We start from the raw sequence: 25,307 nt of genomic DNA, 5'->3' as shown, positions 1-25,307 counted from the left end.
ATGATAATTTGTGATAAAAATATGTTTACATAATGTATACATAGTGTAAACGTGGTTGAAAACGCTTGTTTACAAATGTATAATGATGTATACTTAAATAAAGGTGTAATTTTATAGATTTAAAGGATGTGTAATTAATGGATTCAATTTTAAGTGTAAGGATAAGCGAGGAACTAAAAGAGAAATTTCAAAATTTAGCTGAGGTAGAGGGGATAAATAATAAAGAATTCATGGATCTTATAATAAGGAACTACGAACTAAACAAAGCTACAACGTGTACAGACTTTATTAAAAGTGATGTAGAAGAGCTACAGAGCATAATAAAAAGAATTGTAGATATATACATAAATATGATAGAAAAAAGCAAGATTAAGAACTCGGAAGTTATTAATAGTTTTAAAGGAACTTTAGAGGAAGAGACTAATAAAAGTGAAAAATTAAAAGGGAATATAGAAAGTGTAAAAAAAGAATTAGAAGATTTAAAGTCTCATAATAAAGAACTGAAAGATTCATTAAAAGAATATAAAGATCTTTTAGAAAAAGAGAGAGAAGATATCAGGGGATATAAAGAGCTTAACCTCATGTTAAAGGATAAAGTAAATGAGTTAACTGCCTATAAAAATGAAGTAGAAAGTTTAAGAGTAATAAACCGAAACATGGAAGAAAACTTAAAAAAATTAGAGAGAGAAGAGGAAAGCCTTACTAATAAATTAAATGAGGAATTAAATCGTAGCATTGCATTAGAAGATGAAATTCAGGATATGAAGAGTTCTTATGAAAATAATATTAAGCAGATCACAGAGGGGTTTAGCAGAGAATTAATATTAAAAAATGATGAAATAAGGATTTCTATGCAAAAAGAAGTGCTGAAAAAAGAGGAAGAGTACAGAAAAGAAATTTGGTCTATGAAATCTCATTATGATGATAAAATTTCTAAATTGATGGATGATAAAGAACAATTACTACTGAAAATAAGAGATGATATAAATAACAATAAATAGTATAAAAAACAGTATAAAAAATGCTGAAGTANNTACTTCAGCATTTTTTATACTATTTACCTTCTGTATAAGCATGTTCTAGTATATCTAAATATTCAGTAAAACTATCTTTGTCTTCTTTAGAAACGTTTTCTAAGGAATAATCGAGAAATTTACATCTTTCCATAATTACCGCTTCTAATATGTTATGTCCCTTTTCTAAACCTTCTATTCTAACTATTCGTCTATCTTTTGAATCTCTAACCCTCTTGACAAGATCCTTACTTTCCATTCTATCAACTAAATCAGTGATGGTGCTAGGGGCTTGATACAGTTTATTGCTAAGTTCACTAATGGTTACTTCTTTATGATTTACTATAATCTGTAAAGCTTCAAATTGTGCAGGAGTAATATCATAATCTTCTAATATAGTTCTTCCTTTTTTCTTTATATAAAAGCATACTCTTCTTAATAGTTTCTCTATTTTTTCTATTTGCGGATCTTCATAAATTTTCAAAAAATCACTCCTAATTTATATTATAAAAAACATTAAAGTTTATTATACTTCTGTGCTATTATACACTTTTTTTTGAATATAGTCAATTAATTACAATTCAATGATAAAATTCAATAAAAAACAGCATCTTGAATTAAAATCAAAATGCTGTTTTGATATTTTTAAATTAGTTATGTAAGAATATATTATTCTTGCATTTTAGCAATACTATCAAGACATTCTTCACAAATATTTTTACCTTTGTAGTTTTTAACGTCTCTAGCATTACCACAGAATAAACATGCTGGCTCATATTTTTTTAATATGATTTGATCTCTATCTACATAAATTTCTAAAGCATCTTTTATCTCGATGTCTAAAGTTCTTCTTAACTCTATTGGAATTACTATTCTTCCTAATTCGTCTACTTTTCTTACTATACCTGTTGATTTCATAATATTTTCCTCCTAAATGTTTGTTATTTATTTTTTCATAAGTATAAGTGGGATTATATATAACTATTATATATAATTATTGTAATTTGTATACATTATTAAATTATCCAATTCTCATTAAATTATACATTAATAGTTAATATATATCTATTATAACTTATTCTTTTAAATTTTAACAGAGATTTTTTGCATTTGTCATATTTTACAAATGTAAAGCCTACCTATAGTTAGTAAATTGTACATCTATACCATAGTCTTTAGATTTTAAGAGCTGCATTGTTTCTTGTAAATCATCCTTATTCTTTCCAGATATCCTTAATTGATCATCCATAATTTGAGGCTGAACTTTTATTTTACTAGCCTTGATATCTGCCACCATAGCCTTAGCTTTCTCAGTAGAGATACCTTTTACTAATTTACAAGTAACTTTAGCTGTACCTAGAGAACCTGAATCAATTTTACCAATCTCAAGAGCTTTGGAAGAGACGCCTCTTTTAATGAATTTTCCCTTGAGTATATCGATTACAGTATCTAACTTAAACTCATCGTCAGATATGAGCTTAACTTCATCTTTTAGTAAAGTTATTTCTGTCTTAGTACCTTTAAAGTCATATCTTTGTTTAATTTCCTTTAAGGCTTGATTAATAGCATTATCAACTTCTTGCATATTAATTTCAGAAACCACATCAAAGGAATATGAACTTGCCATACTTAGAACCTCCTTAAAATAATCTATATGTAAAAAACATATAAATATATAATAATTTATATATTCAAAAATGTCTATATAAATTTTAAAAAAATTAGATTTATTTTTAGTTGATGTTTTTCAATAGTTTTGTTAAAATAGTCTAATGATTTAATAAAGATAAAACAGGAAGTGATGATAATGAAATACTGTATTTTTGATGAAAAGAAGGTATGCAATGATTGTGGAGAGTGTAATATATGTGAATATAATAGGGATAAGATCTGTGATAACTGTGGTAAATGTCTAGAGATTGAAGGATATGATGTTAAGGCAGTAAAAATAGATGAGGTATTTGAAAAAAACAAAGAGGAAGAAATAAAAATTAATTTGGAAGACTTTAGTGATTTTGATATAATTGAAGAAGAGAATAGCTTTGAAGAAGGTGTAGTACCATTAGAAGAAGATGAAATACCATATATAGATGCTCTCGATGATGAATCTAATTGGGATTATATATCTGATATAGAAGGCATGGATGAACTTATGGAAGAAACGGGTACGGATGGACTACTACATGAAGAATATCCAGGTTTATATATAGTAAATAATAAAAGATAGCTACACAAAACTATTGTATATGATATAATAGTTTTATAATATATTGCTACGGAGGTACAAAAGAATGAGCATTACTATTCTTAATTAATTTTATAGGCATAACAAAATAAATAAATATTTATTACAATTTTAATATAATTTTATATTTTTGTTATGCAATTAATTAGGCAGTGGTAATCTATTCTTTTAATTCTAATCATATAATAAGTATAAGACTGTTTTGGTAAGTAAAGGTATGTAACTATAGTTTACTTAATAGTTTCTATTTACCATTAACCAGTCTATATTATATGAATTAATAATAGAGTTGTAAGTTTGGTTTTAATTGCTTATTGTGATTAAAACCTTTTTATTTCTTAAAATTGAAGTACCACCATTGCCTTTTGATAGACTTTATTAAAAGGAGTGTTATAAATGGGTAAGATAATTATAAAAAATATTTCTAAATCCTTTCAAAATCGCACAATTTTAAAAAATATAAGTTTTGAAATAGGAGATAATTTTAAGATAGGTCTTGTAGGAGAAAATGGCGTAGGTAAAAGTACCTTAAAACAAATAATAACTAAGGAGATATCCTACGATGAAGGAAGTGTCAATTATATTCCTTCAGATATTCTCATCGGAATTATAGATGAAAACTTATGTAATAATACTTTTTTAAGTGGTGGTGAAGCTACTAAAAAGGAAATTCTTAATATATTTCATAGTAACTATGATTTGTTTATACTAGATGAGCCTACAAATCATTTAGATTTAAGCGGTGTTCAATGGTTAGAAAGACTTATAAATTCTATAAATAAACCTATGATTATAATAAGTCACGATAGGTTTTTTTTAGATGAAGTTACAAATAAGACCTTTGTTTTAAGCAATAACGGAATAAAAATCTATGAAGGTAATTATTCTTCTTATGAAAAACAACTGTTGATGGAAAAAATAACTAATGAAAATTTGTATAACAAACAACAACAGGAAATAAGGGCTTTGAAAGAAAATATTAGTCAAAGAAAACAATGGTTTAACAAAGCACACAAAATGGCGGGTACTAATGACCATTTAAGAGCATTAAGTAAAAAGCATGTTTCTATAATGAGATCAAAAGAAAAGAAGTTAGAAAAATTAAAAGAAAATGGAGTTGAAATAATAAAGGATAATTCTTCAATTAAACTTATACTTAATAATAATAATAGTTTTAAAACAGCCATAAGAGTTGAAAATCTTAGTAAATCCTTTGATAAGAAATTATTATTTAAAGATGGAAATTTTACTATAAATGGTGGAGATAAAGTCGGCATCATTGGTAATAATGGTAGTGGGAAGACTACATTATTAAATATTCTTCTAGGTGAAGATAAGAATTACATTGGTGATGTTTATTTAAACCCAAATATAAAAATTAGCAGTTTATCTCAATATCTAGAAGTAGTAAATGAAGAAATAACTATATTAGAGTATTTATTAACCACCAATGAAACTGAAAATATAATTCGGTTATATTTGGGAAGTGTATTTATAAAAGGGGATAGAGTAAATACATTAATTAAAAACTTAAGTATGGGAGAAAAATGCAGAGTAATATTTACTAAAATAATCATTGAAAATCCTGATTTAATAATTCTTGATGAGCCAACTAATTATATGGATATCTTATCTAAAGAAAGTGTAAGTTTACTTTTAAAAAGTTATTCTGGAACAGCTTTGGTAGTTTCCCATGATAGACATTTAATTTCTACAGTATGTAATAGAATTCTAAAAATAGAAAATAACAAAATTATTAATTTTACTGGAAATAATACTGAGATAATTGAGTTTTTCACTTGTAATAAGACTAGAAATAGTAAATCAAAGGTTAATAAAGATGAAATATTAATGCTTCAGTGTCGACTTTCTCAGCTAAGTGGTTTACTAGATGATCCTTCATTGGAAAAGGATTCTAAGTTAAATTATGAAAAAGAATTTTTGAGTATTAGTAGGCGTATATATGAATTGAGAGATATAAAATATAAAAAGTAATAAAAAGAAGGATAGCAGCCATAGATTTGATAGCTGCTATCCTTCTTTATTACTCATCTCCTAAGGGATGAGTGTTAATTGCCTCTCTTAGGGTTTCATCATCAACATGAACATATATTTGAGTAGTACTTACATTTTCATGACCTAATATCTCTTGGAGAGTTTTAACATCTACACCACCGTGTTTATGAAGTAATGTTGCAGAGGTATGCCTTAACTTATGAGGTGTGTATTTATCAGTATCAAGACCTGCTGCGCCTACATATTTTTTTATTATTCTTTCTACAGTGCGCTTATTAATTCTTCTATACTTTCCACTTATAAATAGTGCCTCTCTATCCTCACTATGAACTTTATCTGCAATATCATTTCTTACAACAAGATACTTATTTATAGCCTTAATTGACGCTTTATTAAGATATATAGTCCTTTCTTTATTTCCTTTACCAATGACAGTAAGGGTATCACCTTTAATATTGGCAATATTGATGCTGCAAAGCTCTGAAAGTCTCACACCACAATTTAAGAATAGGGTAATTATACATAAATCCCTAGGTGAATTTTTATCTCTATTATTAGCTACAGCTAATAAGTCTCTACTTTCATCTAAAGTTAAGTAAATGGGGGAGCGCTTTCCTATTTTAGGACTTTCTAAGTCTAAAGTAGGGTCTGTAGGTATAATTTTAGCTTTAGAACATAAATAGTGAAAAAAGGACTTTAGAGAGGCAACTTTTCTTGCCTTTGCATAGGTTCCATTTTCTCTCATATTCTCTAAAAAGGATAGATAGGTGTAAAAATCAACCAATTCTAAATTTTTAAGATAATCAGAAGAGATGTTATCAATAGGAATACTTTCAAAGATTACATCCTGTGATAAAGTTACTTCATTATTATGTACTTTAAGAAATTTAAAGAATAAAGTTAGATCATAAGCGTAGGCAACTAAAGTATTGCTAGAAACACCTTTAACAGAAGAAAGGTAACTTAAATAATCCTTTAGTATTTTTGGTAGAGAATTATCTTGCATATAATTTAATTTAGAATCCATAAAATCCATTCCCCTTTAATTTTTATAGCACAATGTCGCGAAACTTACATTTCACGACATTAATTATTCTATGAAGAGAGGTAAAAATCCTTTAATTTTTAAAAAACTTTTCTATTTTAATTTTTTCTTCTAGAATTTTATAATCCATATTACTCACAGAATCAATCAAATGTATTTTTAAAGATCCACTTCCCTGAAACTTTTCTACTATCTTGCTATAAGCAAGTTCACCACATACTCCCATAATACAAAAAGCAGTTACCGTTGAATCAAAGATTTTATGAGGATTAGCACCGACTAAAACGCCTATGATTGATGAAAGCATACATCCTGTTCCAGTGACATTTCTCATAGATGGATGCCCATTTCTAATAATATATACTAAATCTTTATCTGCAACTATATCTATAGCCCCTGTAATGGCTATAATTGCCCCTAGATCCTTAGAAAGCTCAGTAGCTAGAGTAATTGCACCTTCTATATTATCTTCCGTTATAGACTCAATTTCACTGGCATCTACACCCTTACATATAGTTTTTTTCTTTCCTATAGTTTTTATTTCAGATATATTACCCTTTATAACTTGAAAATCTACAGTGTTTAAAAGTTCCTTTACAGCCTGTTGTCTAAAGGATGATGCACCAATACCCACAGGATCCAATATTACAGGATGCTTTAATTTATTAGCTCTCCTCCCTGCCTTAATCATAGCTTCTAACTTTCTTGGATTTAAAGTGCCTAAATTCATTACTAAAGCATTACATAAGGTGGTTATCTCCTCTACTTCCTCTGGATCATCTGACATAATAGGAGAACCACCACAAGCTAAAGTTATATTAGCACAATCATTAGCTGCTACATAATTAGTTATATTGTGCACAAGTGGGTTGGTTTTTCTTGCTGAATCTAAAATATCTTTAATCATTTTATATCCTCTCCTTAAGATCTATTTTAAAATACTAAGATGTTAAGCTCTAATTACCTTCATTAGAAACTTTATCTAATACTCCTGTTTTTTTAAGAGCTATTAAAAATAGTATAGCAATTAGTGTGCCACCAATAGAGCTTACGCTAAATGGCACCACAAAGCCCCATAGCGCGGCTTCCTTTGATAGGATGAACTTTGCTACCGGATAGGCTATTAAAGCTCCTATCGCCCCTGTACCGAAGATTTCTCCTATGGATGCCATAGTTATTTTTTTATTATATTTATATAGGATTCCAGCTAAAAGAGCTCCACACATACTTCCAGGAAAAGCTAGGAAGGTACCTGTACCAATAAGCACCCTAATTGTGGAAGTAAGGAAAGCTATAGCTACTCCATAAAAAGGACCTAAAATAACAGCTGATAAAACATTTATCAAATGTTGAACTGGAGCGCATTTTGCAATACCTACTGGTATAACTATAACTGTAGATAAAATAACTCCCATGGCTATGAAAATTCCAGCTAAAGTTAGTTTTTTAGTTTTTAACATTACATATCATCCCCTCAAAATCAATATTTTTAAATTACTTGCCCTCCCCTATATGCACAAAAATAAAAGGCATACCAACTAAGTGGTATACCTATAATTATATAAATCTACTTCCTACGTTGGCATTATCCAAATCAGGTACGGTCGAAGTTTACACTCCCTCTCAGCCTGTACACAAGCTCCCAAGTATTAAGTTAACTAAATATTATCATAATGAATTACTATAGTCAATTAAGGATATACTTGCTATTTTAGAAAAATAATATGCTATAATTATTTTAAAGCCTTGAGTCATTATTTAAAGCCATATACATAAAATTTTTAAGGAGGATGATATATGGAAAATAAACAAGCCACTCTATCTATTATTTTAGTAGTAATATTAGGTTGTATTATCATGGCCTTAGTGGAAATTTTAATTGTACCTAACTATTTTACAAAGTCTTTAATAAAAATATGTATCTTTTTACTATTGCCCTTAGTTGTATGTATAAAAGAGAGAGCTATTTCCTTTAAAGCACTTTTTAAAGGAAGTAAAAAAAGCATATTTTTTGCACTTATATTTGGTATAGTTGTATATGCATTTATACTAGGAGCTTATTTTATTCTAGGTCCATTTTTTGATTTTTCTATGGTCACTACTAATTTAGAGAATAATTTAGGAGTAACTAAAGAAAACTTTTTATTTGTAGCACTATATATTACATCAGTTAACTCCCTTTTGGAAGAGTTTTTCTTCCGTGGTTTTTCCTTCTTATCTTTAAAACAGGTAAGTTCAAGAAAAGCTGCTTATATTTTTAGTGCTTTGGCCTTTGCAATTTATCATGTGGCTATTATGAATAATTGGTTTACTCCCCCACTGTTCATTTTGCTTATAGTTTCACTATTTATAGCTGGACTTCTTTTTAATTACCTTAATGAAAGGTTTAATAATATTTATGTCTCATGGATAGTTCATATGTCCGCTAATTTAGCTATAAACACTGTGGGATTTATCCTCTTTGGCATCATAAAAATAAGCTGAAATGCATTAGCATTCCAGCTTATTTTATTATACGTTTATTTCTACTTGTTCACCTAATTCATTTTTATGAGCTTCTAATATTGGGTTTATATATTCGTCTATAAAATCTACTACCTGACCACTAGATCTTCCAGTGAACTTACTTGGATCTATTATAGATAGAATTTCTTCTTTTGATAATCCAAAGGATTCATCAGCTAATATTCTTTCTATTAAATCATTCTTTTCTCCAAATTCTTTTACTTGTCTTGCAGCAGCTAAAGAATGTACTCTTATTTTTTCATGAAGTTCTTGTCTATCCCCTCCACGCTTAACAGCTTCCATCATAATATTTTCTGTAGCCATAAATGGTAACTCACTATTAACATGTGCAGCTATTACCTTTTCATATACAACCATATTAGAAGTTATGTTTATATACAGGTTAAGTACTCCATCAAGAGCTAAGAAAGCTTCTGCAACGGATATACGTTTATTAGCAGAATCATCTAGTGTTCTCTCAAACCATTGAGTTGCAGCAGTAATTGCCGGGTTAAGAGAGTTTACAATTATATATCTTGAAAGTGCACTAATTCTTTCACTTCTCATAGGATTTCTCTTATATGCCATAGCTGAAGATCCTATCTGATGCTTTTCAAAAGGTTCTTCCATTTCCTTCATGTTTTGAAGAAGTCTCATATCATTACTAAATTTGTATGCACTTTGTGCTACTTCAGATAATGTATTTAATATTATAGAATCTAATTTTCTGGAGTAAGTTTGGCCAGTAACAGGATATGCTTTTTCAAAGCCCATTTTTTTACATACAATTTTATCAAGTTCTTTAACTTTTTCTTCATCATTATTAAATAAAGACATAAAGCTAGCTTGAGTTCCTGTTGTTCCCTTAACTCCTCTAAATTTCATTTTATCTATTGCAAAATCAAGGTTTTCTAAATCCATTAATAACTCTTGCATCCAAAGAGTAGCTCTCTTTCCTACAGTTGTAAGCTGAGCCGGTTGAAGATGTGTAAATCCAAGAGTTGGAACGTCTTTATATTTTAAAGCAAACTTGCTTAGTTGATCTAACACATTTATTACTTTTTTTCTAATTAATATAAGAGCATCTCTCATAATAAGTAGGTCCGTATTGTCGCCTACATAACAGCTAGTAGCTCCTAGATGTATTATTCCTTTAGCTGATGGAGCTACAACTCCATAAGCATATACATGACTCATTACATCATGTCTAACTTCTTTTTCTCTAGCAGCAGCTAATTCATAGTCAATGTTTTCAATATTGTCTCTAAGCTCTTTTATTTGTTCATCAGTAATATTTAATCCTAATTCTTGCTCTCCCTCGGCTAATGCAACCCAAAGTTTTCTCCAAGTTTTAAATTTCATCTCCTCAGAAAAAATATAGCTCATTTCCTTAGATGCATATCTAGAATTTAATGGTGAATTATATGTATATCTCATAGTAACCTCCGTACAAAAATGTTTTTTTATCTAATATCATTCACTATTATAACATATTATATAAATATAAGTCCAATTAAAATTCGTGTTATTTATAATAATAGGTTATTCTCATTGTTCTATTTTATCCAAATATATCATATATATTAAACATAAAATATATTAATGGATTTAAACATATCATAATATAATAAAAATGGGGGGGAAGTTTTTATGTGCAAAATTAGTTTATTAGACAAAATATCATTTGTACTTGTTATTATAGGCGCAATTAATTGGGGAATATTTGGACTCTTCAATTTTGATCTTGTTCATTTCATCTTTAGCTTTTCAGATATGCTAGTTAGAGCAATATATATATTAGTAGGACTAGCAGGCATAAATATGATTAGATTTTTATATTGTCTCAATAAAAAATAGTAGCTTTAATATTAAGAAATAGTTCTATATGTAAATATTTATATATGGAACTATTTCTATTTTTATGTAGGAAACTATTAAACTATGAAAAAATATAAATAGTTAAATAGTTGTACTGTTCATGGAGATCTTAGAGGATGTGTCATTAGAATATTAGAATAAAATAGACTCATTTATCCTCTATACCAAAGAATAATGGTATAATATTTTACGGAAATATATACTTATTGGAGGGATAACATGAAAATTGCTTTTATTGGTGATACTCATCATAATGAAAGAGCTTTAAAAGTAGCTTCAAAATATATAAATAATTTAAAATCTGATATAGTTATTCATCTAGGAGATTGCATAGAAGACGTAAAACTCTTAGAAAAAACTTTTAAAGGTGAAATATATGCAGTGGCTGGAAACTGTGATTTTTCTAATACATATCCTAAAGAAGATACTATTACTATTAATGGACTAAAAATTTTCTTTACTCATGGAGATTTATATAATGTTAAAAGTACCATGAATAGTATAGTTATAAAAGCAGAGAGCATTGGTGCAGATGTGGTACTCTTTGGTCATACCCATATACCCATTAAAGAAGAATATAGAAATATTATATTTATGAATCCTGGCAGTATCCCTAAGCCTTCTCCATGGACTAAGGGTAAATATATAGGCTTCATAGAAATTGATGATGAGGGAGCTATAGTTGCAGCTGAATTAAAGGCTGTAGAAGTATAAAATAAAAGCTATCTTTTCGTAGATGGTTTTTTATTTGTATATGAACTTTTTACTTATATTCTATCCAATATCTTTGAGTTATTTCATCTCCATTTATAACTTCATTTTCTAAAATTCCACCATTATTCATAATAGTTTTAGCTGAACCTGTATTATTTTTATCACAAGTAATTAAGGCTTTACTTATACCTAATTCTTTTACTATAGGTAGTGCTAGAGTTAACATTTGAGAAGCATAACCTTTTCTCCGCTGAGAAGGTCTTATTCCATATCCAATATGTCCTCCATACTGTAATAAGTAATCATTTAGCTCATGTCTAATATCTATAGCACCATAAATTTTTTTGTCTTCATCCATTAAAAAATATATGGAAGAAGGTACTAGTCCTTTCTCATACATCCTTTCTGACTCATATTCTTTCCACTTAGTTACTAACTCTTTGAAACTCATGCTATCTCGTTTAGCTGCATTTGGAACAATCTTCTCTTCAGTAGCTTCCCATTCAGTAATATATTCTACATATTCTTTCTCCATAGATAATGTGGGTTTAACTAATTCAAACAACTATTTCACTCCTTGTCATATTATATATTTATTAAATCTTTAATCTATATTTTAATGTCCTTTTCTTTTAAATAATTAATTATACGTTCTTTGTCTTTTAATCCTTTGAATAATATTGCCTCATAAATATAATATCCACTGGTAAATGGAGTTTTTCCTTCTTCACTTATAATGGAGTTTTTTATATTTAAGATTAAGCTCCTGTTTTCTTCATTTAAATTTTTAATTACTTTAGAGACATAGTTTTTATTAAATTCAAAACTTTCTTTATCTACAATCCACAAATCCATTTTCCAAGTTTTATCGGTGATCTTACTTTCATATTGGATTCCCCAATAAAATCCCTTTGGAAGTCCTTTCTTAGGGTAATTAACAAAGTCTTGAAATTTCATTAGTTTAATGTTCTTTATCTTTGCAAGTTCACTCCCCATTTTAAAGAAATTATCTAAAGAAAATTCTTCTCCATTCATTATCATGTTCATATCAATATCTTCCCATGCCATTAAATTAAACTTATAACTACCAGTATAATTAACTTGTCCATATTTCTTTAGAATAGAGTCAATACCTTCTTTATAAATTATATCTTCAGCTTCTTTGTGTAATTCTATAGCATGACTTAAATAATTCATTATTTCACCTCACTATTAATATAGTTATCTATATTGTTCATAATAAAATCTGCAAAATTAACTAGATATTTTTCGTTAAAATCAGCTTCTTCTCCTTTTTCATAGCAGTTTAAAGCTTTTTCCACAGTCTTTATATACTCCTTCGGAAGATTAGAGCATGCCCATTGTCCACCCTCTTTTTTTGAACAAATAACGTCTTCTTTAAGATAATATAAAACTCTACAAAGATTAAGAATAGTATACATAGGCAACTTTATAATTTCTTCTCTAGAATTTGCTATGTCAAAATAAATTGATTTTAAATAGTCTTTTCTTGGTACAGGTGAAAATATATCTTCTATGGAGCTACCATATATACAAATCCCTCTAGCTCTTGTTATTGTAATATGAGCAGCTAAATCTGGATCTTCTCCATCTTCACATAAATAGCTATGATTAGCTTCATAAGTTGCTTTATATGCATTAGAATAGTGAAGTATATATTGTGTTGGATGCTTAAAGTTCTTAACATCCTTTTCTAAAAGCACACTCATTTCCAAACCTTTTCCTGGTCCATCTTTAGATAGTTCTAATAAAATATCTACAAGCTTTCTTTTATCATTGGCATTTATGTTTTCTTTTACTACTACTAAAAAATCTATATCACTTATATCAGGGTTAAAACAATCCATAGCTAAAGAACCATGAATATAGATTCCTATTAGGTTATCCTTTAATATGGTTTTATAGCTTTCCACTATAATATCTAATATGGTTTTTATATTTTGCATTTTATATCACTCCTTTTCTATAACTTATACTTTTCATTACAGAATTCTATTATAAATTTTATGAAGTTTTTAACTGAGTATTCTCTTTCAAATGTTCAATTGTAAAAGGATGAATCAGAATTTCTCTTCCTAAGTCTTAAACATTCTTTTATAATTAAACTGTACTCCTTTTTAATATTTTCTTTGCAATTCCTCTACCTTGGTACTCAGGAAGTACAGATAACCTATGAGTGATTTTTTGAAAATTAATAACCAATACCTTTTCATCTTGAGTAATCCAATTTATGTTATTGTACTCTGATGGTTGTTCCTCATCTATTACAAAATATCCTATAGATAGTCCCTTGTCTCTTAGTAAATAGCAATTACCACTAATAATATTAGTTTCTATAATATCTAAGCTTGGATAAAATTCATTCCATTGATAGATGTTATGACTTTCCATATGAGTTTTACACTTAGAAATTATATTAAATATACTTGATAGATCTTGTTTTTGGCATTTAATAATATTCATAACATATTCCCTTTTAATCATATTTTTTATTAGATGCATTTTAAAATGGTAGTTATATTATACCATTTATATAAATATAATTCATAAATTTATAATTTCAATATTGAGATTAGTGTATAATATTCATATATTTTGAATTTAATTATTTTCATAGAGGGTGTGATTTTTTGAAAAAGCCTTTAGGTATATTAATAAAAGTTAATTAAGGAGATTAAACTTAGTCAGGCTAACAAATTTTTATGTGAGTGAATTTAAGTAAACAAATATTAAAATAAGAGGTAACCCGGAGGTTACCTCTTTTACATCTGCTCAGCTGCAGCCTGTGCCTTTTCCATCATATCTTTAACCTTCATTAGACGGCTTAAAGCACCTCTTTCATTTTCATCCAACTTCATTTTAATATATTTAATTGTTTCTTGAAGTTGAGGAATTGTCATATATTCTAGAGCGTTTACCCTTCTTCTTGTCTTCTCAATCTCATCAGCCATAAGCTGACAAGACTTTTCTACTTCGGCAAGTTCTAGAANNTCTAGAAGCTTAGGAAGAATTAAATAAAGCTGTTCTATAGAATTATCAAGTTCTGAGGAAGTACTGTAAAATCCATAAGGATATATACTACCTGAATCACCTTCTAGCTTACGTACAAAGTTCATAACAGGTACATTTACACTCATTATGTTTTTTTCTGCTAGCTCTAAAGATATGCTTTCCTTAGGATAAGAAATAGCTTCCTCTAAGAACTCAGGTGATATAGCTGCTGATGCCATGAGGAAATCCTTAAAGGCACCTTGAAGCTTATCTTCAACTTCACCACGTAACTTATTGTTATATTTTATTAAATCTATGAACCTTCTCATTAATTCATCTTGTTTATCTTTAAGAAGTTTATGCCCTCTAGTTGCTGTAGCTAATCTTTTCTTTAATTTAGATAGCTCCATTCTAGTAGGATTGACATTTAATCTTGCCATATGCTATGCCTCATCTCCCTTAGGCATATACTTTTCAAGGTATTCATCTCTAATTCTCTTAAGCTCTGTAGTAGGAAGTATGGTTAGAAGCTTCCATCCAAGAGATAAAGTTTCTTCTATGCTTCTATTTGTATTAAATCCTTGAGAAACATATTCATTTTCAAAAGCCTCAGCAAACTTAGCATATTTTTTATCTGCATCTGAAAGAGCAGATTCACCTAGAATTGCTGATAATTCTTTTGCTTGCTTACCTTGTGCATATGCTGAAAATAATTGGTTCATAGTATCTGCATGGTCTTCTCTAGTTTTACCCTTACCTATTCCTTTATCTTTAAGTCTTGATAGTGAAGGTAATACATCTATTGGAGGCATTATACCTTTTTGATATAACTCTCTAGATAAAATAATTTGTCCTTCTGTTATATATCCAGTTAAGTCTGGAATTGGGTGAGTCTTATCATCCTCTGGCATTGTAAGAATCGGAATTTGAGTAATAGATCCTTCTATACCTTTTAATCTTCCAGCTCTTTCATAAAGTGTAGATAGATCAGTATAAAGATATCCTGGGTATCCACGTCTACCTGGAACTTCCTTTCTAGCAGCTGATACTTCTCTTAAAGCTTCTGCGTAGTTTGTTATATCAGTCAATATAACAAGTACATGCATTCCTTTTTCATAAGCTAAATATTCAGCTGTAGTAAGAGCCATTCTAGGTGTAGCTATTCTCTCGATAGCTGGGTCTGAAGCTAAGTTCATGAATAGTACTGATTTATCTATAGCACCAGTCTTTTTAAACTCATCTACGAAGAATTGGGCTTCTTCAAAAGTTATACCTATAGCTCCAAATACAACGGCAAACTTAGAATCTGAGTTAAGAACTTGAGCTTGACGTGCTATTTGAGCAGCTAATTGTGCATGTGGAAGTCCTGAACCTGAAAATACAGGTAGTTTTTGACCTCTAACTAATGTATTAAGCCCATCTATAGCAGAAATTCCAGTTTGAATAAATTCAGATGGATAATCTCTTGATACTGGGTTAATTGGCTCACCGTTTATATCTACTCTTTTTTCAGCTATTATACTAGGACCATCATCGTTTGGATTTCCCATACCATCAAATATTCTTCCTAACATATCCTCAGATACTCCAAGTTCTAGAGGTCTTCCTAGAAATTTAGCTTTAGTACCTTTTAAGTTTATACCAGATGAACCTTCGAAAAGTTGAACCATTGCTTTAGAACCATTAACTTCTAGAACTTTACCTCTTCTCTTTTCTCCAGTTTGTAGTTCTATTTCAACTAACTCATCATATTTAACACCTTCAACACCTTCAACAACCATCAAAGGTCCTACAACTTCTGTAACCGTTCTATATTCTTTAAGCATCTAGAACCCCTCCTTCGCTAATTAATCTATTAATTTCTACTACTAATTCCTCAGCGATGTTATTGATAGTGTCAATATTATTTTCTTCAATATATTTACTTCTTGCAATTTTATCTCTAATAGGTAAATTTAATATATTGTTTAGATAAACTCCAGCTTCTAAAGCACGTTCAGCTTCTTTTCTAAATAATAGAATTAATTTTAGCATTTTATGCTGTTTTCCAAGTGAAGCATAAGTGTCTATTTCATGGAAAGCATTTTGTTGTAAATAATCTTCTCTAAGAGACTTTGCAACTTCTAATTTTAATCTATCCTTTTCAGATAATGCATCTATACCTACTAATCTAACAATTTCATCAAGGCTAGCTTCTTCTTGTAGTAGTGTCATAGCTTCAATCCTTAGTTGAGACCAATCTGATGCTACTTCATTATCCATCCACTCACCTATACTATCTAAGTATAATGAGTATGAACTTAACCAGTTTATTGAAGGGAAGTGACGTTTATAAGCTAATTGAGCATCTAGTCCCCAGAAAACTTTAACTATTCTTAAAGTAGATTGAGTAACTGGTTCAGATAAGTCTCCACCTGGAGGAGATACGGCTCCAATGGCAGTAACTGCTCCTTGTCTACCATCTTTTCCTAAACATACAACCTTACCAGCTCTTTCATAGTAATCTGCAAGTCTTGATCCTAAGTAAGCTGGATATCCTTCATCACCAGGCATCTCTTCAAGTCTACCGGACATTTCTCTAAGAGCCTCAGCCCATCTTGAAGTAGAGTCTGCCATTATAGAAACTGAGTATCCCATATCTCTAAAGTATTCTGCTATAGTTATACCAGTATAGATACAAGCTTCACGGGCTGCAACTGGCATATTTGAAGTATTAGCAATAAGTACTGTTCTCTTCATTAAGCTTTCACCAGTTTTAGGATCTTTAAGTTCTGGGAATTCATTAAGAACGTCTGTCATTTCATTACCACGTTCACCACATCCAACATAAACAACAATTTCTGTATCTCCCCATTTAGCTATCTGGTGTTGAACTACTGTTTTACCAGCTCCGAAAGGCCCTGGTACCGCAGCAGCACCACCTTTAGCTACTGGGAAAAATGTATCTACAACTCTTTGTCCTGTTACCATTGGTTCTATAGGCTTTAACTTACTAGCATAAGGTCTTCCTTTTCTAGCTGGCCATTTTTGCAGTAGGGTTAACTCTTTATCACCCTTTTCAGTTTCAACAATACATACAGTTTCAACTATAGTAAAGTTACCTGATTTTATTTCTTTAATCTTTCCTTTTACTCCATAAGGAACCATTATTTTGTGAAGAACTACGGCAGTTTCTTGTACTGTTCCAATAATATCTCCAGCTTCTACCTCATCTCCTACCTTTGCTGTGGCATTAAATTCCCAAACCTTTGTTCTGTTTAGTGATTTTACTGCAACACCTTTTTTAAGGAAATGAGAATTTGCGGCTTCCTGCAAAGCATTAAGTGGTCTTTGAATACCATCAAACATAGCTTCAATTAATCCTGGTCCAAGTTCTATACTTAATGGTTCTCCTGTTGTAATTACTGGGTCTCCAGGTCCTATACCAGAAGTTTCCTCATAAACCTGAATGGAAGCTTTATCGCCTCTCATTTCAATGATTTCACCAATAAGTCCCTTTTCACCAACTTTTACAACGTCAAATATATTAGCATTATCCATGTCCTTAGCAACTACTAATGGACCTGAAACTTTAACAATAGTACCATTCTTCAAGTTTTTTACCTACCTTTCNNATAAGATATTTACTCCAACAGCTTTTTCTACATAATCGCTGATTTTTTGTTTACCAATATTTAGCGTACCTTGATTGCTTGGTATAAGTATAATTGCAGGTATAAGCTTTTTATTATACCTTTCAATAGTTTCTTCTAAATGCTGAGCTAATTGCTCAGTTAAAAATATTACAGCATAATTTTCAAAAGCCATTTTATCTACAATTTTTCTTGCCTCTTTAGCTTCAACTGCTGGATAAACATCAATTCCTAAGGCCTTAAATGCTAGTATTGAATCTTTATCTCCAACTACACCTATCTTATACATATAGTTCACGCAACCTTTCTCTGATAACTTCAGTAGCAACCTTATTAATCTTTCCTACCATAATAATTCTAATTATTTTTATTTCAGTTTCTTTAGCAATTATATATGCAATGATAGGCTCTGGTCCGAAGTTAACTCTTTTAGCTTCCCTTGCATGATCCATAATGTAATTATCATAGAGTACATCTAGGGATGAAATGCTACCTGTAGCCATATATTCTTCTAAGATGGTATGTAGTACCTTTGAGTAAGGGGTTCTAGATATTTTACTAGTAAAGATTTCTAGGGATTCATTTATTCCTTCTATAAAAAAGTTATGATGTATAGTTCCACCAGGTATTAATACACCTTCAAGGAATCTACCATCTTTATTTTGCTTTTTAACTCTAAGCATAGTCTTTATATTAGTAATATCTATGGACTCATTTACATATCTAGTTATATACTGAACATTTATATTCCTTGCTTTTTCTATCATACCTTCAAACATGTATTTATCTAAAAGAGTGTCTATTACTTGAGGATCAGAATTAACCTCAAACTCTTTTTCTACCTTAGTGATAACTTCTTCAATATGTTTATCTAAGGATTTTAATTCATCAGATAATATACAGTTTTTTAGAATTTCTAAAGGAATTGTTCCTATTGGTATTAAAATATTAGATAAATCCTTGCCCAAGGCTTTTGCCTTTAATAAAACTTTAATATTATGATAATCATATCTTAAACTCATAATATCTATAATTTCTTTTACAGGAGATATTTTATATAAAGTGCTGTAAAGATTCACTAGCTCTTCCTTAAGGATTTTTTCATAATCGTAAACTGAATCTATATTATTAATAAGTTCACCATAAGTAGTTTCTTGTAATATCTTTAAAACTTCCTGTGGACCATCACTATCTAATAATCTTTCAATTTTATTTTTATCAAGGAGTTTTTTTTCCATTACCCTTAATCGAGCTACAGCATGGGTAAAATCCATTCTGTCCATTTAAATACCTCCTTACTATTCTGTAAACAATATTTTCCCAACTTCATACTCTAATTCATATTTAAGTGAGTTCACAAGTTCATCAAAGGAATTATTTATCTCAATTCCATTTTTACTAAGGATAAACCCACCATCAATTTCATGAGTTTTAACATTAAATTTTAAATTTCCTAATTTGCCCTTAGATATTAAGGACTTATTTACCTCGGCTAAGAACTTTTCAGGAAGCTTTTCTCTATCCACTGGGTTTATAATTATTTCTTCATCTCCATCGATGTTTAAAGCCATAATAGAGTTCTTTATAAATTTAGTGAATTCTTCTGCATTCATAGCTTTTAATTTGTCCTTAGCTGTTTCAAACACTTTCTCAATAACTTGTTGTTTTGCTAATAATTTCTTATTTCTTATTTCTAAATCAGTTTTTGAGATAATTCTTTCTTTAATAGTTTTACTTTCCATCTCAGCTTTTTCTAAAATAGAAGAAGCTTTTTTATTGGCCTCTTCTGTTTTCTTTTTAATTATTTCATCAGCTTTAACGGTAGCTTCATTTAAAATTTCAATTTTCTTTACTTCTGCATCCTTTATAATTTTAGAAGTAAGATTATCCAAATTAGACATATTATTCACTTCCTTAATTAAAAGTTACCACTCATTACTAGTAGAAGAGACATTACAAATCCTAAAAGTGCATAAGTTTCAACCATAACAGTTAATATAATACCCTTTGTGTTGTGCTCTGGTCTCTTAGCTAAAATTTGAACTGCTGAAGCTGCTGTTTTCGCTTGAGATATAGCTGATTTCCATCCTGCTATAGCTATTGGAAGACAAGCTGCAAATAGATAAAAACCTTGACCAAAAGACATGTCTGGTGATAATTGTAAAGATACTAAAAGTGCTATAACGAATCCATATAATCCTTGAGTACCTGGAAGTAATTCAAGAATTAAGGCTTTACCAAACTTCTCTGGTTCTTCTGCTAAAAGTCCTGTAGCTGCTTCACCAACTATACCAACACCCTTTGCTGACCCTATTCCAGGTAATGCTGCTGCAAGAGCAACTCCTATAGCCGCTATAACTATTCCACCATTTTCCATTAAAAAATCCATCATAATATTATATTCCTCCTAATTTCTCTATTTTGATATTTTAAAATATTTAGAATTATATTTTAAAGGCTCAAAGGATGTGCCTCCACCTTCATAAAATTTTCCGAAATATTCAAGGTATTGTAGTCTACATGTATGAACATAGGCACCTAATGCGTTGATAAATAAGTTAAATACATGGCCCACTACAAATATCGCTACTCCAAATATAACTGTAGCCCATGAAGTTGATACCATATCTACCATAATATTAAATGCATAAGCTATAAATCCTGTTGCAAGCCCTAGAGCTGCAAGTCTAGTATAAGAAACTAAATCGCCTACATAGGATGTAATTCCATATAGAGAGTAGAACCCTTGACCTAACTTACCACCTATAGAACTTTCTTGGCGTCCATTAGTTAATACAATTCCTATCATTCCAACAATAGTAGCATATTTTCCTATAGTACTTACTACAGATGGAACTCCTAGGGAAGCTAAGTCTACGAAACCACTTAATGCCCAAATAATTGCACCAGTTAGGGTAATATACCATAATCCTACATCAGCAAAGGCTCCAAAGTAATCTTTATCTCTTATTTGCATATATGCTTTGATTCCTAGACCTACATAAATTTGAATTAGTCCCATTATTACAGAGACAATCATTAGTAATCCTACGTTACTATCTGGTTTCATCCATAAAGGAGCTATCTTTATAAAATCTCCAAAATAACTACCATACATGATGCCCCAGAATATAGTAGAAAGACTTAATAAGAAAAACATCTTTATAGATTTTCTCGTATCCTCATCTAAATTAAAAGTAGTAAGTGCAATTAAAGTACCTACAAACATCACAAAACCGTATCCAGCATCTGATAGCATCATTCCAAAGAAGAATATGTAAAAAGGTGCTAACAGTGGTGTTGGATCAATCTCCTTATACTTAGGTACACTGTACATAGATGTAATATTTTCAAAGGATTCAAAGACTTTATTATTTTTTAATTTAACGGGTACATCGTCACCTTCAGCAGATTCTGATTCTAAATAATAATCATCACCTAAAATATTTTTCAATGTACTTTGAAAGTCATTATGCAATTCAGAAGGATAATATCCTTCTATAGCCACAATGTTTTTACTCTTCAGGAAATTTTCGGTAGATTTTAATCTTAATAATAAAGAACTGTAGTATTCGTAAACTACTTTATATTCTTCTAGTTTATTAACATGTTCTTTCATACCTTCTTGAATAAAATTATTTTCTGTATTTATTGATTCAATGGTTTTTTTGTACTCTTTTATAACTTCTTTAGGTACCCCATCACATTGAATATCAATCTTACTAAAGCTTAAAGACTTCAATAATTGTTCTACATCAGCTAACTCATCATTGTGAACTGTCACCATTATGTAGCTGTTTCTACCTATGTTGCTAATAACTTCAAAGTAGTAGTTCTTAGTTGTTTCCTCTAACTTAAGCCTTAAAGAATCTACATTCCCTTGTGGAATTTCACCTAGTATAACTTTAGATTTTTTTAGTATATTTATGCTTTGTACTGAAGTGTCTAAAGCTTCCCATGGTTTTAGCTCTTCTATATTGGCTTTCAACTTAGTTATATAATTATGATTCATGTTTATTTTATTATCTTTTTGTTTTAGGTCACTATATACCTCACGCCAATGAGAGGTACTTGTAATCTGCTCTAACACATCATAGCTATAGCTCTTTTTTCCTTCCTTTAGGTCTTTTAGTAGCTTAGGCTTTTCACTAAATGTGTTCAAAAGTTCAATAATAAATTTTACTTTTGATAAATCACCTTCTACTTCAGAAATTTCACTGCTTGCACTATCACTTTTTAATTGATTCAATTCACTACTTTCATTTTCATTTAAATTTAGGAATTGTACATTTTGGAAGGATTGCAGTTTCTCAAGCAAAGATTTTTTTTGATTTTCAAAGGCTAAGAGCATAAATTTATTCATTTTAACTATTGCCATTGAACTTCACTATCCTCTCAATTACTAAATTAATAGCTAAATCAATCTTTTCCTTAGAAGTATTAATTATATTTTTTACTTCTTCATCCCCTTTAGCTAAGGTTGGTTGTGATTCCTCATTTCCTTTATTAAGAGCATCTTCTTTCATTTTCTTCGCTTTTTCTGTAGCATCTCCAATGATAGCATGGTACTCTTCATTGCCTTTACCTTGAGCATCACTAATTATTTGTTTGCTATTTTCTACTGCTTTATCTAATATATCCTTTGCAGTAGACTCGGCCTGTTGAATTTTACTAATTGCTTCTAGCGCCAAAATATCACCACCTTTTAAGTATTAATTATATATATAACCACTTGTATTAAGTTTGCTTTCTGTACTTATGTAAACATAATAACTAAGTGGTATTTGATAACTCATAACATAGATTAGCTGAACTCTTTAAAAGATATATTAAAATCTATTATATCAGTTTTCTTAAAAAGTACAATATATCAATACAAAAAATTAATATATTGTACTTTTTAAAATAACAAAGATTTTACTTGACATTTTATTGAACTTTTAATTCATTTTCCTGTATAAATATTCTTTCCTTAATGTCTTTTTTTATAAAGGCAATATAATTTAAGGCTTTCTTTATTTCTCCATATTCAATAAAACTTTTTATATTATGATTAAATTTAAACACACTTATATTATTTATATTATTTATAGAATTTTTATTCATAATAAACTCTTTTATATTTCTTTCTTCAGTTTTACTCATTTCTATTCTTAGAAAGTCAGGTATCCATTTTGTGTTATTATATGAGAAATACTCATATCTTATTATGTCTAATAATAATTCTTTCTCACCAGCTTTAATATAGTCATTAAATTCAACAAATAGAGAGTAATAATCGACAGATGCTATACTGCGTTTAAAGTATCCCTTGCTATCATAGAATTTAGATAATTCATAGTAGAATTCAAATATATCTTTAAATTTATTACTTTTTTTAAAGAAATTTAATATAGTATAAAACTTACCACTATTTAAATATTTATCGACCATATGCTCAATTTTCTTTAGTATAATTAATTCGTCATAACTTATATTTTTTGTTTTTAAAATTTCATAAGGTGGATAAGGTGAATAAACCATCCCCCATTTTTCACTTTCTTCCCTCATTTGAGAACCTCTTAAAAGCTTTAAAAATCCTAATTGTAATTCTTCTGGACTAATCTCATATACTTCATTAAAGGATTTTTTGAAGGAATTAAAGTCTTCACCAGGTAACCCTGCAATTAAATCTAAGTGTTGCTTAATATTCTTTAGTTTATTTAGCTCTAATACTTTTTCTTTAATAGTAGAAAATTCTATAGTTCTATTTATATTTCTTAGTATTTCATTATTGGTGGTTTGAACACCTACCTCAAGTTGAAACATTCCACTAGGTGCTTTTCTTAGTATATCTATAGATTCACTACTAAATAGATCTGCGGATACTTCAAAGTGGAAACATGTATTCTCTCCATTTTCAACTAGATAACTCCATATAGCATTTGCAAAAGCTTTATTACAATTAAAGGTTCTATCAACAAATTTAACTAACTTAACTTTTTTATCTATGAAATATTGTAGTTCTTTTAACACTCTATCTAAATTTAAGAACCTAACTCCGTGGGTAGTTGAAGATAAACAGTACTTACAATTAAAAGGACATCCTCTTGAAGCTTCATAATATATAATTTTATTTTTTAAGTCGTCTTCAGCCTCATAAGGAAATACTATATTGTTCATATCCATCAATGGTCTTTTACCTCCATATATAATGCCTTTCTTGCTTTTATAGTATAACCCCTTAATATTTTCACAATTATTAGTATCTCCATTAACTTCAATATTTATTTTAGAATTAATTAATTCTCTATAGGTTTCTTCACCTTCTCCTTCAATTAAATATTCACCTACATTTTCTGTTAAAAATTCAATCGGATTATAAGAAGTTTCTGGACCTCCATATATAATTTCAATATTATTATCAATAAGTTTTATTAAAGTTGATACCTTTTTAACAAACTCAATATTCCAAATATAACATGAAAATCCTATTATATTTGGTTTCTCGTATAGTATTTCTTCAACTATTCTTTCTTCTCTATCATTTATAGAAAACTCCATAATATTACAATTATAATTTAAGTCCCTCGTATATGATTTTAAATATCTTACCGCTAAATTGCTGTGTATATACTTTGAATTTACTGCAACTAAAACTACTTTCATTTTTTATTAACATCCTTTCTTTCTGCCCACAATCCTAAAGGTACCATTGGTAGATACTGCTTCTACAATATCAAAATAATTCTTTAGTCCGTATATAATCTTTGATGAAGTATTATCAGTGAATATGTTAAGTAAGTTTATTTGAAAATTCTTCATACTTTTATCAGGCAATGATACCCTTATATTTTTTTGTAATGTCTTTAATGGCTCCTTTTCTACATCCCAAATATAAATATATCCATTATTTTTCATTAATCTATATATATTATCAAAAAGTTTTAGCTTTTGTCTATGGGTTTTAATTTTATTTAAGGTAAAAAATACTATACAGCTATCATAATACCCCTCATTATCACAGGATTTAGAAGGTGCATTCTCCAAATAATTAACATCTATAAAATTATCATAATATTTATTAGCCTTATATATTATACCCTGGTTTCCATAAGTAATATCCAATACGTTACCTCTAAAAACCTCTTTTTCTAAACTTACAAATAAGCTCTCCATTTCACACCTCCATATTTTTATATTATTGATACTATTCTTTTAAATTTTGTAAATTCCTTTATTTTTACTATTACATAAGAAAAAAATAA

28 protein-coding genes and 1 riboswitch are annotated in these 25,307 nt (G+C 29.2%); of the genes, 6 read left to right on the top strand and 22 right to left on the bottom strand.

Going from position 1 to position 25,307, the window contains the following annotated elements; all coding sequences use genetic code 11:
- Positions 1-137 precede the first annotated feature (137 nt).
- Complete coding sequence (locus B3630_RS17295) at positions 138-1,001, top strand: hypothetical protein (protein ID WP_346900334.1); 864 nt, start codon at positions 138-140, stop codon at positions 999-1,001.
- A 52-nt stretch (positions 1,002-1,053) separates the two neighbouring features.
- Here B3630_RS17295 and B3630_RS17290 read toward each other — a convergent pair whose 3' ends face one another.
- From B3630_RS17290 to B3630_RS17280, 3 genes are all read right to left on the bottom strand, one after another.
- A complete protein-coding gene (locus tag B3630_RS17290; RefSeq protein WP_035135877.1) occupies positions 1,054-1,497 on the bottom strand; it encodes a MarR family winged helix-turn-helix transcriptional regulator in 444 nt (147 codons plus the stop codon).
- 185 nt (positions 1,498-1,682) lie between these two features.
- On the bottom strand, positions 1,683-1,931 hold the full coding sequence (locus B3630_RS17285) for an AbrB/MazE/SpoVT family DNA-binding domain-containing protein (protein ID WP_035135880.1): 249 nt from the start codon (positions 1,929-1,931) through the stop codon (positions 1,683-1,685).
- A 217-nt stretch (positions 1,932-2,148) separates the two neighbouring features.
- Complete coding sequence (locus B3630_RS17280) at positions 2,149-2,640, bottom strand: YajQ family cyclic di-GMP-binding protein (protein WP_346900332.1); 492 nt, start codon at positions 2,638-2,640, stop codon at positions 2,149-2,151.
- Between the two features lie 180 nt (positions 2,641-2,820).
- Here B3630_RS17280 and B3630_RS17275 point away from each other — a divergent pair, with 180 nt between their 5' ends.
- Positions 2,821-3,240, top strand: a complete 420-nt coding sequence (locus B3630_RS17275) for a hypothetical protein (RefSeq protein WP_346900330.1) — start codon at positions 2,821-2,823, stop codon at positions 3,238-3,240.
- Positions 3,241-3,654: 414 nt separating this feature from the next.
- Complete coding sequence (locus tag B3630_RS17270; RefSeq protein ID WP_346900328.1) at positions 3,655-5,253, top strand: ABC-F family ATP-binding cassette domain-containing protein; 1,599 nt, start codon at positions 3,655-3,657, stop codon at positions 5,251-5,253.
- A 49-nt stretch (positions 5,254-5,302) separates the two neighbouring features.
- On the opposite strand, the gene B3630_RS17265 is transcribed toward B3630_RS17270, so the two are convergent.
- From B3630_RS17265 to thiW, 3 genes are all read right to left on the bottom strand, one after another.
- Entirely contained in the window at positions 5,303-6,301 is a 999-nt protein-coding gene (locus B3630_RS17265) for a tyrosine recombinase XerC (RefSeq protein WP_346869454.1), read from the bottom strand.
- 91 nt (positions 6,302-6,392) lie between these two features.
- Complete coding sequence (gene thiM, locus B3630_RS17260) at positions 6,393-7,226, bottom strand: hydroxyethylthiazole kinase (protein ID WP_346900326.1); 834 nt, start codon at positions 7,224-7,226, stop codon at positions 6,393-6,395.
- A gap of 49 nt (positions 7,227-7,275) precedes the next feature.
- Positions 7,276-7,779, bottom strand: a complete 504-nt coding sequence (gene thiW / locus B3630_RS17255) for an energy coupling factor transporter S component ThiW (RefSeq protein WP_346900324.1) — start codon at positions 7,777-7,779, stop codon at positions 7,276-7,278.
- A gap of 94 nt (positions 7,780-7,873) precedes the next feature.
- Positions 7,874-7,975, bottom strand: a riboswitch (TPP riboswitch).
- Positions 7,976-8,116: 141 nt separating this feature from the next.
- Between thiW and B3630_RS17250 the strand changes: the two genes are divergently transcribed.
- Positions 8,117-8,803: a type II CAAX endopeptidase family protein gene (locus B3630_RS17250; RefSeq protein ID WP_346900322.1), complete on the top strand. Its 687-nt coding sequence runs from the start codon at positions 8,117-8,119 to the stop codon at positions 8,801-8,803.
- Between the two features lie 27 nt (positions 8,804-8,830).
- Here the strand turns inward: B3630_RS17250 and purB are convergent, their stop codons facing one another.
- Positions 8,831-10,261: an adenylosuccinate lyase gene (purB, locus tag B3630_RS17245; RefSeq protein WP_346900320.1), complete on the bottom strand. Its 1,431-nt coding sequence runs from the start codon at positions 10,259-10,261 to the stop codon at positions 8,831-8,833.
- 213 nt (positions 10,262-10,474) lie between these two features.
- Between purB and B3630_RS17240 the strand changes: the two genes are divergently transcribed.
- Both B3630_RS17240 and B3630_RS17235 read left to right on the top strand, forming a co-directional pair.
- Positions 10,475-10,681, top strand: coding sequence for a DUF378 domain-containing protein (locus B3630_RS17240; RefSeq protein WP_150845516.1), 207 nt, complete (start codon positions 10,475-10,477; stop codon positions 10,679-10,681).
- 240 nt (positions 10,682-10,921) lie between these two features.
- The gene (locus tag B3630_RS17235) at positions 10,922-11,416 is read left to right on the top strand and encodes a metallophosphoesterase (RefSeq protein ID WP_346900318.1); all 495 of its coding nucleotides are present in this window, start codon (positions 10,922-10,924) and stop codon (positions 11,414-11,416) included.
- A gap of 49 nt (positions 11,417-11,465) precedes the next feature.
- Here B3630_RS17235 and B3630_RS17230 read toward each other — a convergent pair whose 3' ends face one another.
- The 15 genes from B3630_RS17230 to B3630_RS17160 all read right to left on the bottom strand — a co-directional run bounded on the left by B3630_RS17230 (position 11,466) and on the right by B3630_RS17160 (position 25,218).
- Positions 11,466-11,981 carry a GNAT family N-acetyltransferase gene (locus B3630_RS17230; protein ID WP_346900316.1) on the bottom strand — a complete coding sequence of 172 codons (516 nt, stop codon included), beginning with the start codon at positions 11,979-11,981 and terminating at the stop codon, positions 11,466-11,468.
- A 44-nt stretch (positions 11,982-12,025) separates the two neighbouring features.
- Positions 12,026-12,613, bottom strand: coding sequence for a hypothetical protein (locus B3630_RS17225; RefSeq protein WP_346900314.1), 588 nt, complete (start codon positions 12,611-12,613; stop codon positions 12,026-12,028).
- Positions 12,613-13,383 carry an aminoglycoside adenylyltransferase domain-containing protein gene (locus tag B3630_RS17220; protein ID WP_346900312.1) on the bottom strand — a complete coding sequence of 257 codons (771 nt, stop codon included), beginning with the start codon at positions 13,381-13,383 and terminating at the stop codon, positions 12,613-12,615. Before B3630_RS17220 ends, B3630_RS17225 begins: the two co-directional genes overlap by 1 nt.
- Before the next feature lie 154 nt (positions 13,384-13,537).
- On the bottom strand, positions 13,538-13,900 hold the full coding sequence (locus B3630_RS17215; RefSeq protein ID WP_346900310.1) for a GNAT family N-acetyltransferase: 363 nt from the start codon (positions 13,898-13,900) through the stop codon (positions 13,538-13,540).
- Positions 13,901-14,199: 299 nt separating this feature from the next.
- Positions 14,200-14,868, bottom strand: a complete 669-nt coding sequence (locus B3630_RS17210) for a V-type ATP synthase subunit D (protein WP_346900308.1) — start codon at positions 14,866-14,868, stop codon at positions 14,200-14,202.
- A 3-nt stretch (positions 14,869-14,871) separates the two neighbouring features.
- Positions 14,872-16,254 carry a V-type ATP synthase subunit B gene (locus B3630_RS17205; protein ID WP_035131359.1) on the bottom strand — a complete coding sequence of 461 codons (1,383 nt, stop codon included), beginning with the start codon at positions 16,252-16,254 and terminating at the stop codon, positions 14,872-14,874.
- A complete protein-coding gene (locus tag B3630_RS17200; RefSeq protein WP_346869466.1) occupies positions 16,247-18,022 on the bottom strand; it encodes a V-type ATP synthase subunit A in 1,776 nt (591 codons plus the stop codon). Before B3630_RS17200 ends, B3630_RS17205 begins: the two co-directional genes overlap by 8 nt.
- A 9-nt stretch (positions 18,023-18,031) precedes the next feature.
- Positions 18,032-18,349 carry a V-type ATP synthase subunit F gene (locus tag B3630_RS17195; protein WP_414633025.1) on the bottom strand — a complete coding sequence of 106 codons (318 nt, stop codon included), beginning with the start codon at positions 18,347-18,349 and terminating at the stop codon, positions 18,032-18,034.
- A complete protein-coding gene (locus B3630_RS17190; protein WP_346900304.1) occupies positions 18,342-19,343 on the bottom strand; it encodes a V-type ATP synthase subunit C in 1,002 nt (333 codons plus the stop codon). Before B3630_RS17190 ends, B3630_RS17195 begins: the two co-directional genes overlap by 8 nt.
- A gap of 15 nt (positions 19,344-19,358) precedes the next feature.
- Positions 19,359-19,961, bottom strand: coding sequence for a V-type ATP synthase subunit E (locus B3630_RS17185; RefSeq protein WP_346869468.1), 603 nt, complete (start codon positions 19,959-19,961; stop codon positions 19,359-19,361).
- A 17-nt stretch (positions 19,962-19,978) separates the two neighbouring features.
- Entirely contained in the window at positions 19,979-20,452 is a 474-nt protein-coding gene (locus B3630_RS17180) for a V-type ATP synthase subunit K (protein ID WP_346885989.1), read from the bottom strand.
- A gap of 24 nt (positions 20,453-20,476) precedes the next feature.
- Positions 20,477-22,438 carry a V-type ATP synthase subunit I gene (locus B3630_RS17175; protein ID WP_346900302.1) on the bottom strand — a complete coding sequence of 654 codons (1,962 nt, stop codon included), beginning with the start codon at positions 22,436-22,438 and terminating at the stop codon, positions 20,477-20,479.
- Positions 22,425-22,751, bottom strand: a complete 327-nt coding sequence (locus B3630_RS17170) for an ATPase (protein ID WP_346900300.1) — start codon at positions 22,749-22,751, stop codon at positions 22,425-22,427. Before B3630_RS17170 ends, B3630_RS17175 begins: the two co-directional genes overlap by 14 nt.
- A gap of 238 nt (positions 22,752-22,989) precedes the next feature.
- Positions 22,990-24,708, bottom strand: coding sequence for a B12-binding domain-containing radical SAM protein (locus B3630_RS17165; RefSeq protein WP_346900298.1), 1,719 nt, complete (start codon positions 24,706-24,708; stop codon positions 22,990-22,992).
- 6 nt (positions 24,709-24,714) lie between these two features.
- Positions 24,715-25,218: a hypothetical protein gene (locus B3630_RS17160; RefSeq protein WP_346900296.1), complete on the bottom strand. Its 504-nt coding sequence runs from the start codon at positions 25,216-25,218 to the stop codon at positions 24,715-24,717.
- Positions 25,219-25,307: the final 89 nt, after the last annotated feature.

The sequence above is a fragment of the Clostridium sp. UBA7503 genome (genome assembly GCF_002477055.1).
In the GTDB taxonomy this organism is placed as follows: Bacteria; Bacillota; Clostridia; order Clostridiales; family Clostridiaceae; genus Clostridium_J; species Clostridium_J sulfidigenes.
The sequence above is the reverse complement of the archived record's forward strand: the minus strand, read 5'-3'. Positions and strand labels throughout refer to the sequence as shown.

Excerpts from the sequence above, each read along its gene's own strand:
- B3630_RS17295 (WP_346900334.1), top strand. The coding sequence starts at position 138 with ATGGATTCAATTTTAAGTGTAAGGATAAGCGAGGAACTAAAAGAGAAA.
- B3630_RS17285 (WP_035135880.1), bottom strand. The coding sequence starts at position 1,931 with ATGAAATCAACAGGTATAGTAAGAAAAGTAGACGAATTAGGAAGAATA.
- B3630_RS17280 (WP_346900332.1), bottom strand. The coding sequence starts at position 2,640 with ATGGCAAGTTCATATTCCTTTGATGTGGTTTCTGAAATTAATATGCAA.
- B3630_RS17275 (WP_346900330.1), top strand. The coding sequence starts at position 2,821 with ATGAAATACTGTATTTTTGATGAAAAGAAGGTATGCAATGATTGTGGA.
- B3630_RS17270 (WP_346900328.1), top strand. The coding sequence starts at position 3,655 with ATGGGTAAGATAATTATAAAAAATATTTCTAAATCCTTTCAAAATCGC.
- B3630_RS17265 (WP_346869454.1), bottom strand. The coding sequence starts at position 6,301 with ATGGATTCTAAATTAAATTATATGCAAGATAATTCTCTACCAAAAATA.
- thiM (WP_346900326.1), bottom strand. The coding sequence starts at position 7,226 with ATGATTAAAGATATTTTAGATTCAGCAAGAAAAACCAACCCACTTGTG.
- thiW (WP_346900324.1), bottom strand. The coding sequence starts at position 7,779 with ATGTTAAAAACTAAAAAACTAACTTTAGCTGGAATTTTCATAGCCATG.
- B3630_RS17250 (WP_346900322.1), top strand. The coding sequence starts at position 8,117 with ATGGAAAATAAACAAGCCACTCTATCTATTATTTTAGTAGTAATATTA.
- purB (WP_346900320.1), bottom strand. The coding sequence starts at position 10,261 with ATGAGATATACATATAATTCACCATTAAATTCTAGATATGCATCTAAG.
- B3630_RS17240 (WP_150845516.1), top strand. The coding sequence starts at position 10,475 with ATGTGCAAAATTAGTTTATTAGACAAAATATCATTTGTACTTGTTATT.
- B3630_RS17235 (WP_346900318.1), top strand. The coding sequence starts at position 10,922 with ATGAAAATTGCTTTTATTGGTGATACTCATCATAATGAAAGAGCTTTA.
- B3630_RS17225 (WP_346900314.1), bottom strand. The coding sequence starts at position 12,613 with ATGAATTATTTAAGTCATGCTATAGAATTACACAAAGAAGCTGAAGAT.
- B3630_RS17220 (WP_346900312.1), bottom strand. The coding sequence starts at position 13,383 with ATGCAAAATATAAAAACCATATTAGATATTATAGTGGAAAGCTATAAA.
- B3630_RS17215 (WP_346900310.1), bottom strand. The coding sequence starts at position 13,900 with ATGAATATTATTAAATGCCAAAAACAAGATCTATCAAGTATATTTAAT.
- B3630_RS17205 (WP_035131359.1), bottom strand. The coding sequence starts at position 16,254 with ATGCTTAAAGAATATAGAACGGTTACAGAAGTTGTAGGACCTTTGATG.
- B3630_RS17190 (WP_346900304.1), bottom strand. The coding sequence starts at position 19,343 with ATGGACAGAATGGATTTTACCCATGCTGTAGCTCGATTAAGGGTAATG.
- B3630_RS17185 (WP_346869468.1), bottom strand. The coding sequence starts at position 19,961 with ATGTCTAATTTGGATAATCTTACTTCTAAAATTATAAAGGATGCAGAA.
- B3630_RS17180 (WP_346885989.1), bottom strand. The coding sequence starts at position 20,452 with ATGATGGATTTTTTAATGGAAAATGGTGGAATAGTTATAGCGGCTATA.
- B3630_RS17175 (WP_346900302.1), bottom strand. The coding sequence starts at position 22,438 with ATGGCAATAGTTAAAATGAATAAATTTATGCTCTTAGCCTTTGAAAAT.
- B3630_RS17165 (WP_346900298.1), bottom strand. The coding sequence starts at position 24,708 with ATGAAAGTAGTTTTAGTTGCAGTAAATTCAAAGTATATACACAGCAAT.
- B3630_RS17160 (WP_346900296.1), bottom strand. The coding sequence starts at position 25,218 with ATGGAGAGCTTATTTGTAAGTTTAGAAAAAGAGGTTTTTAGAGGTAAC.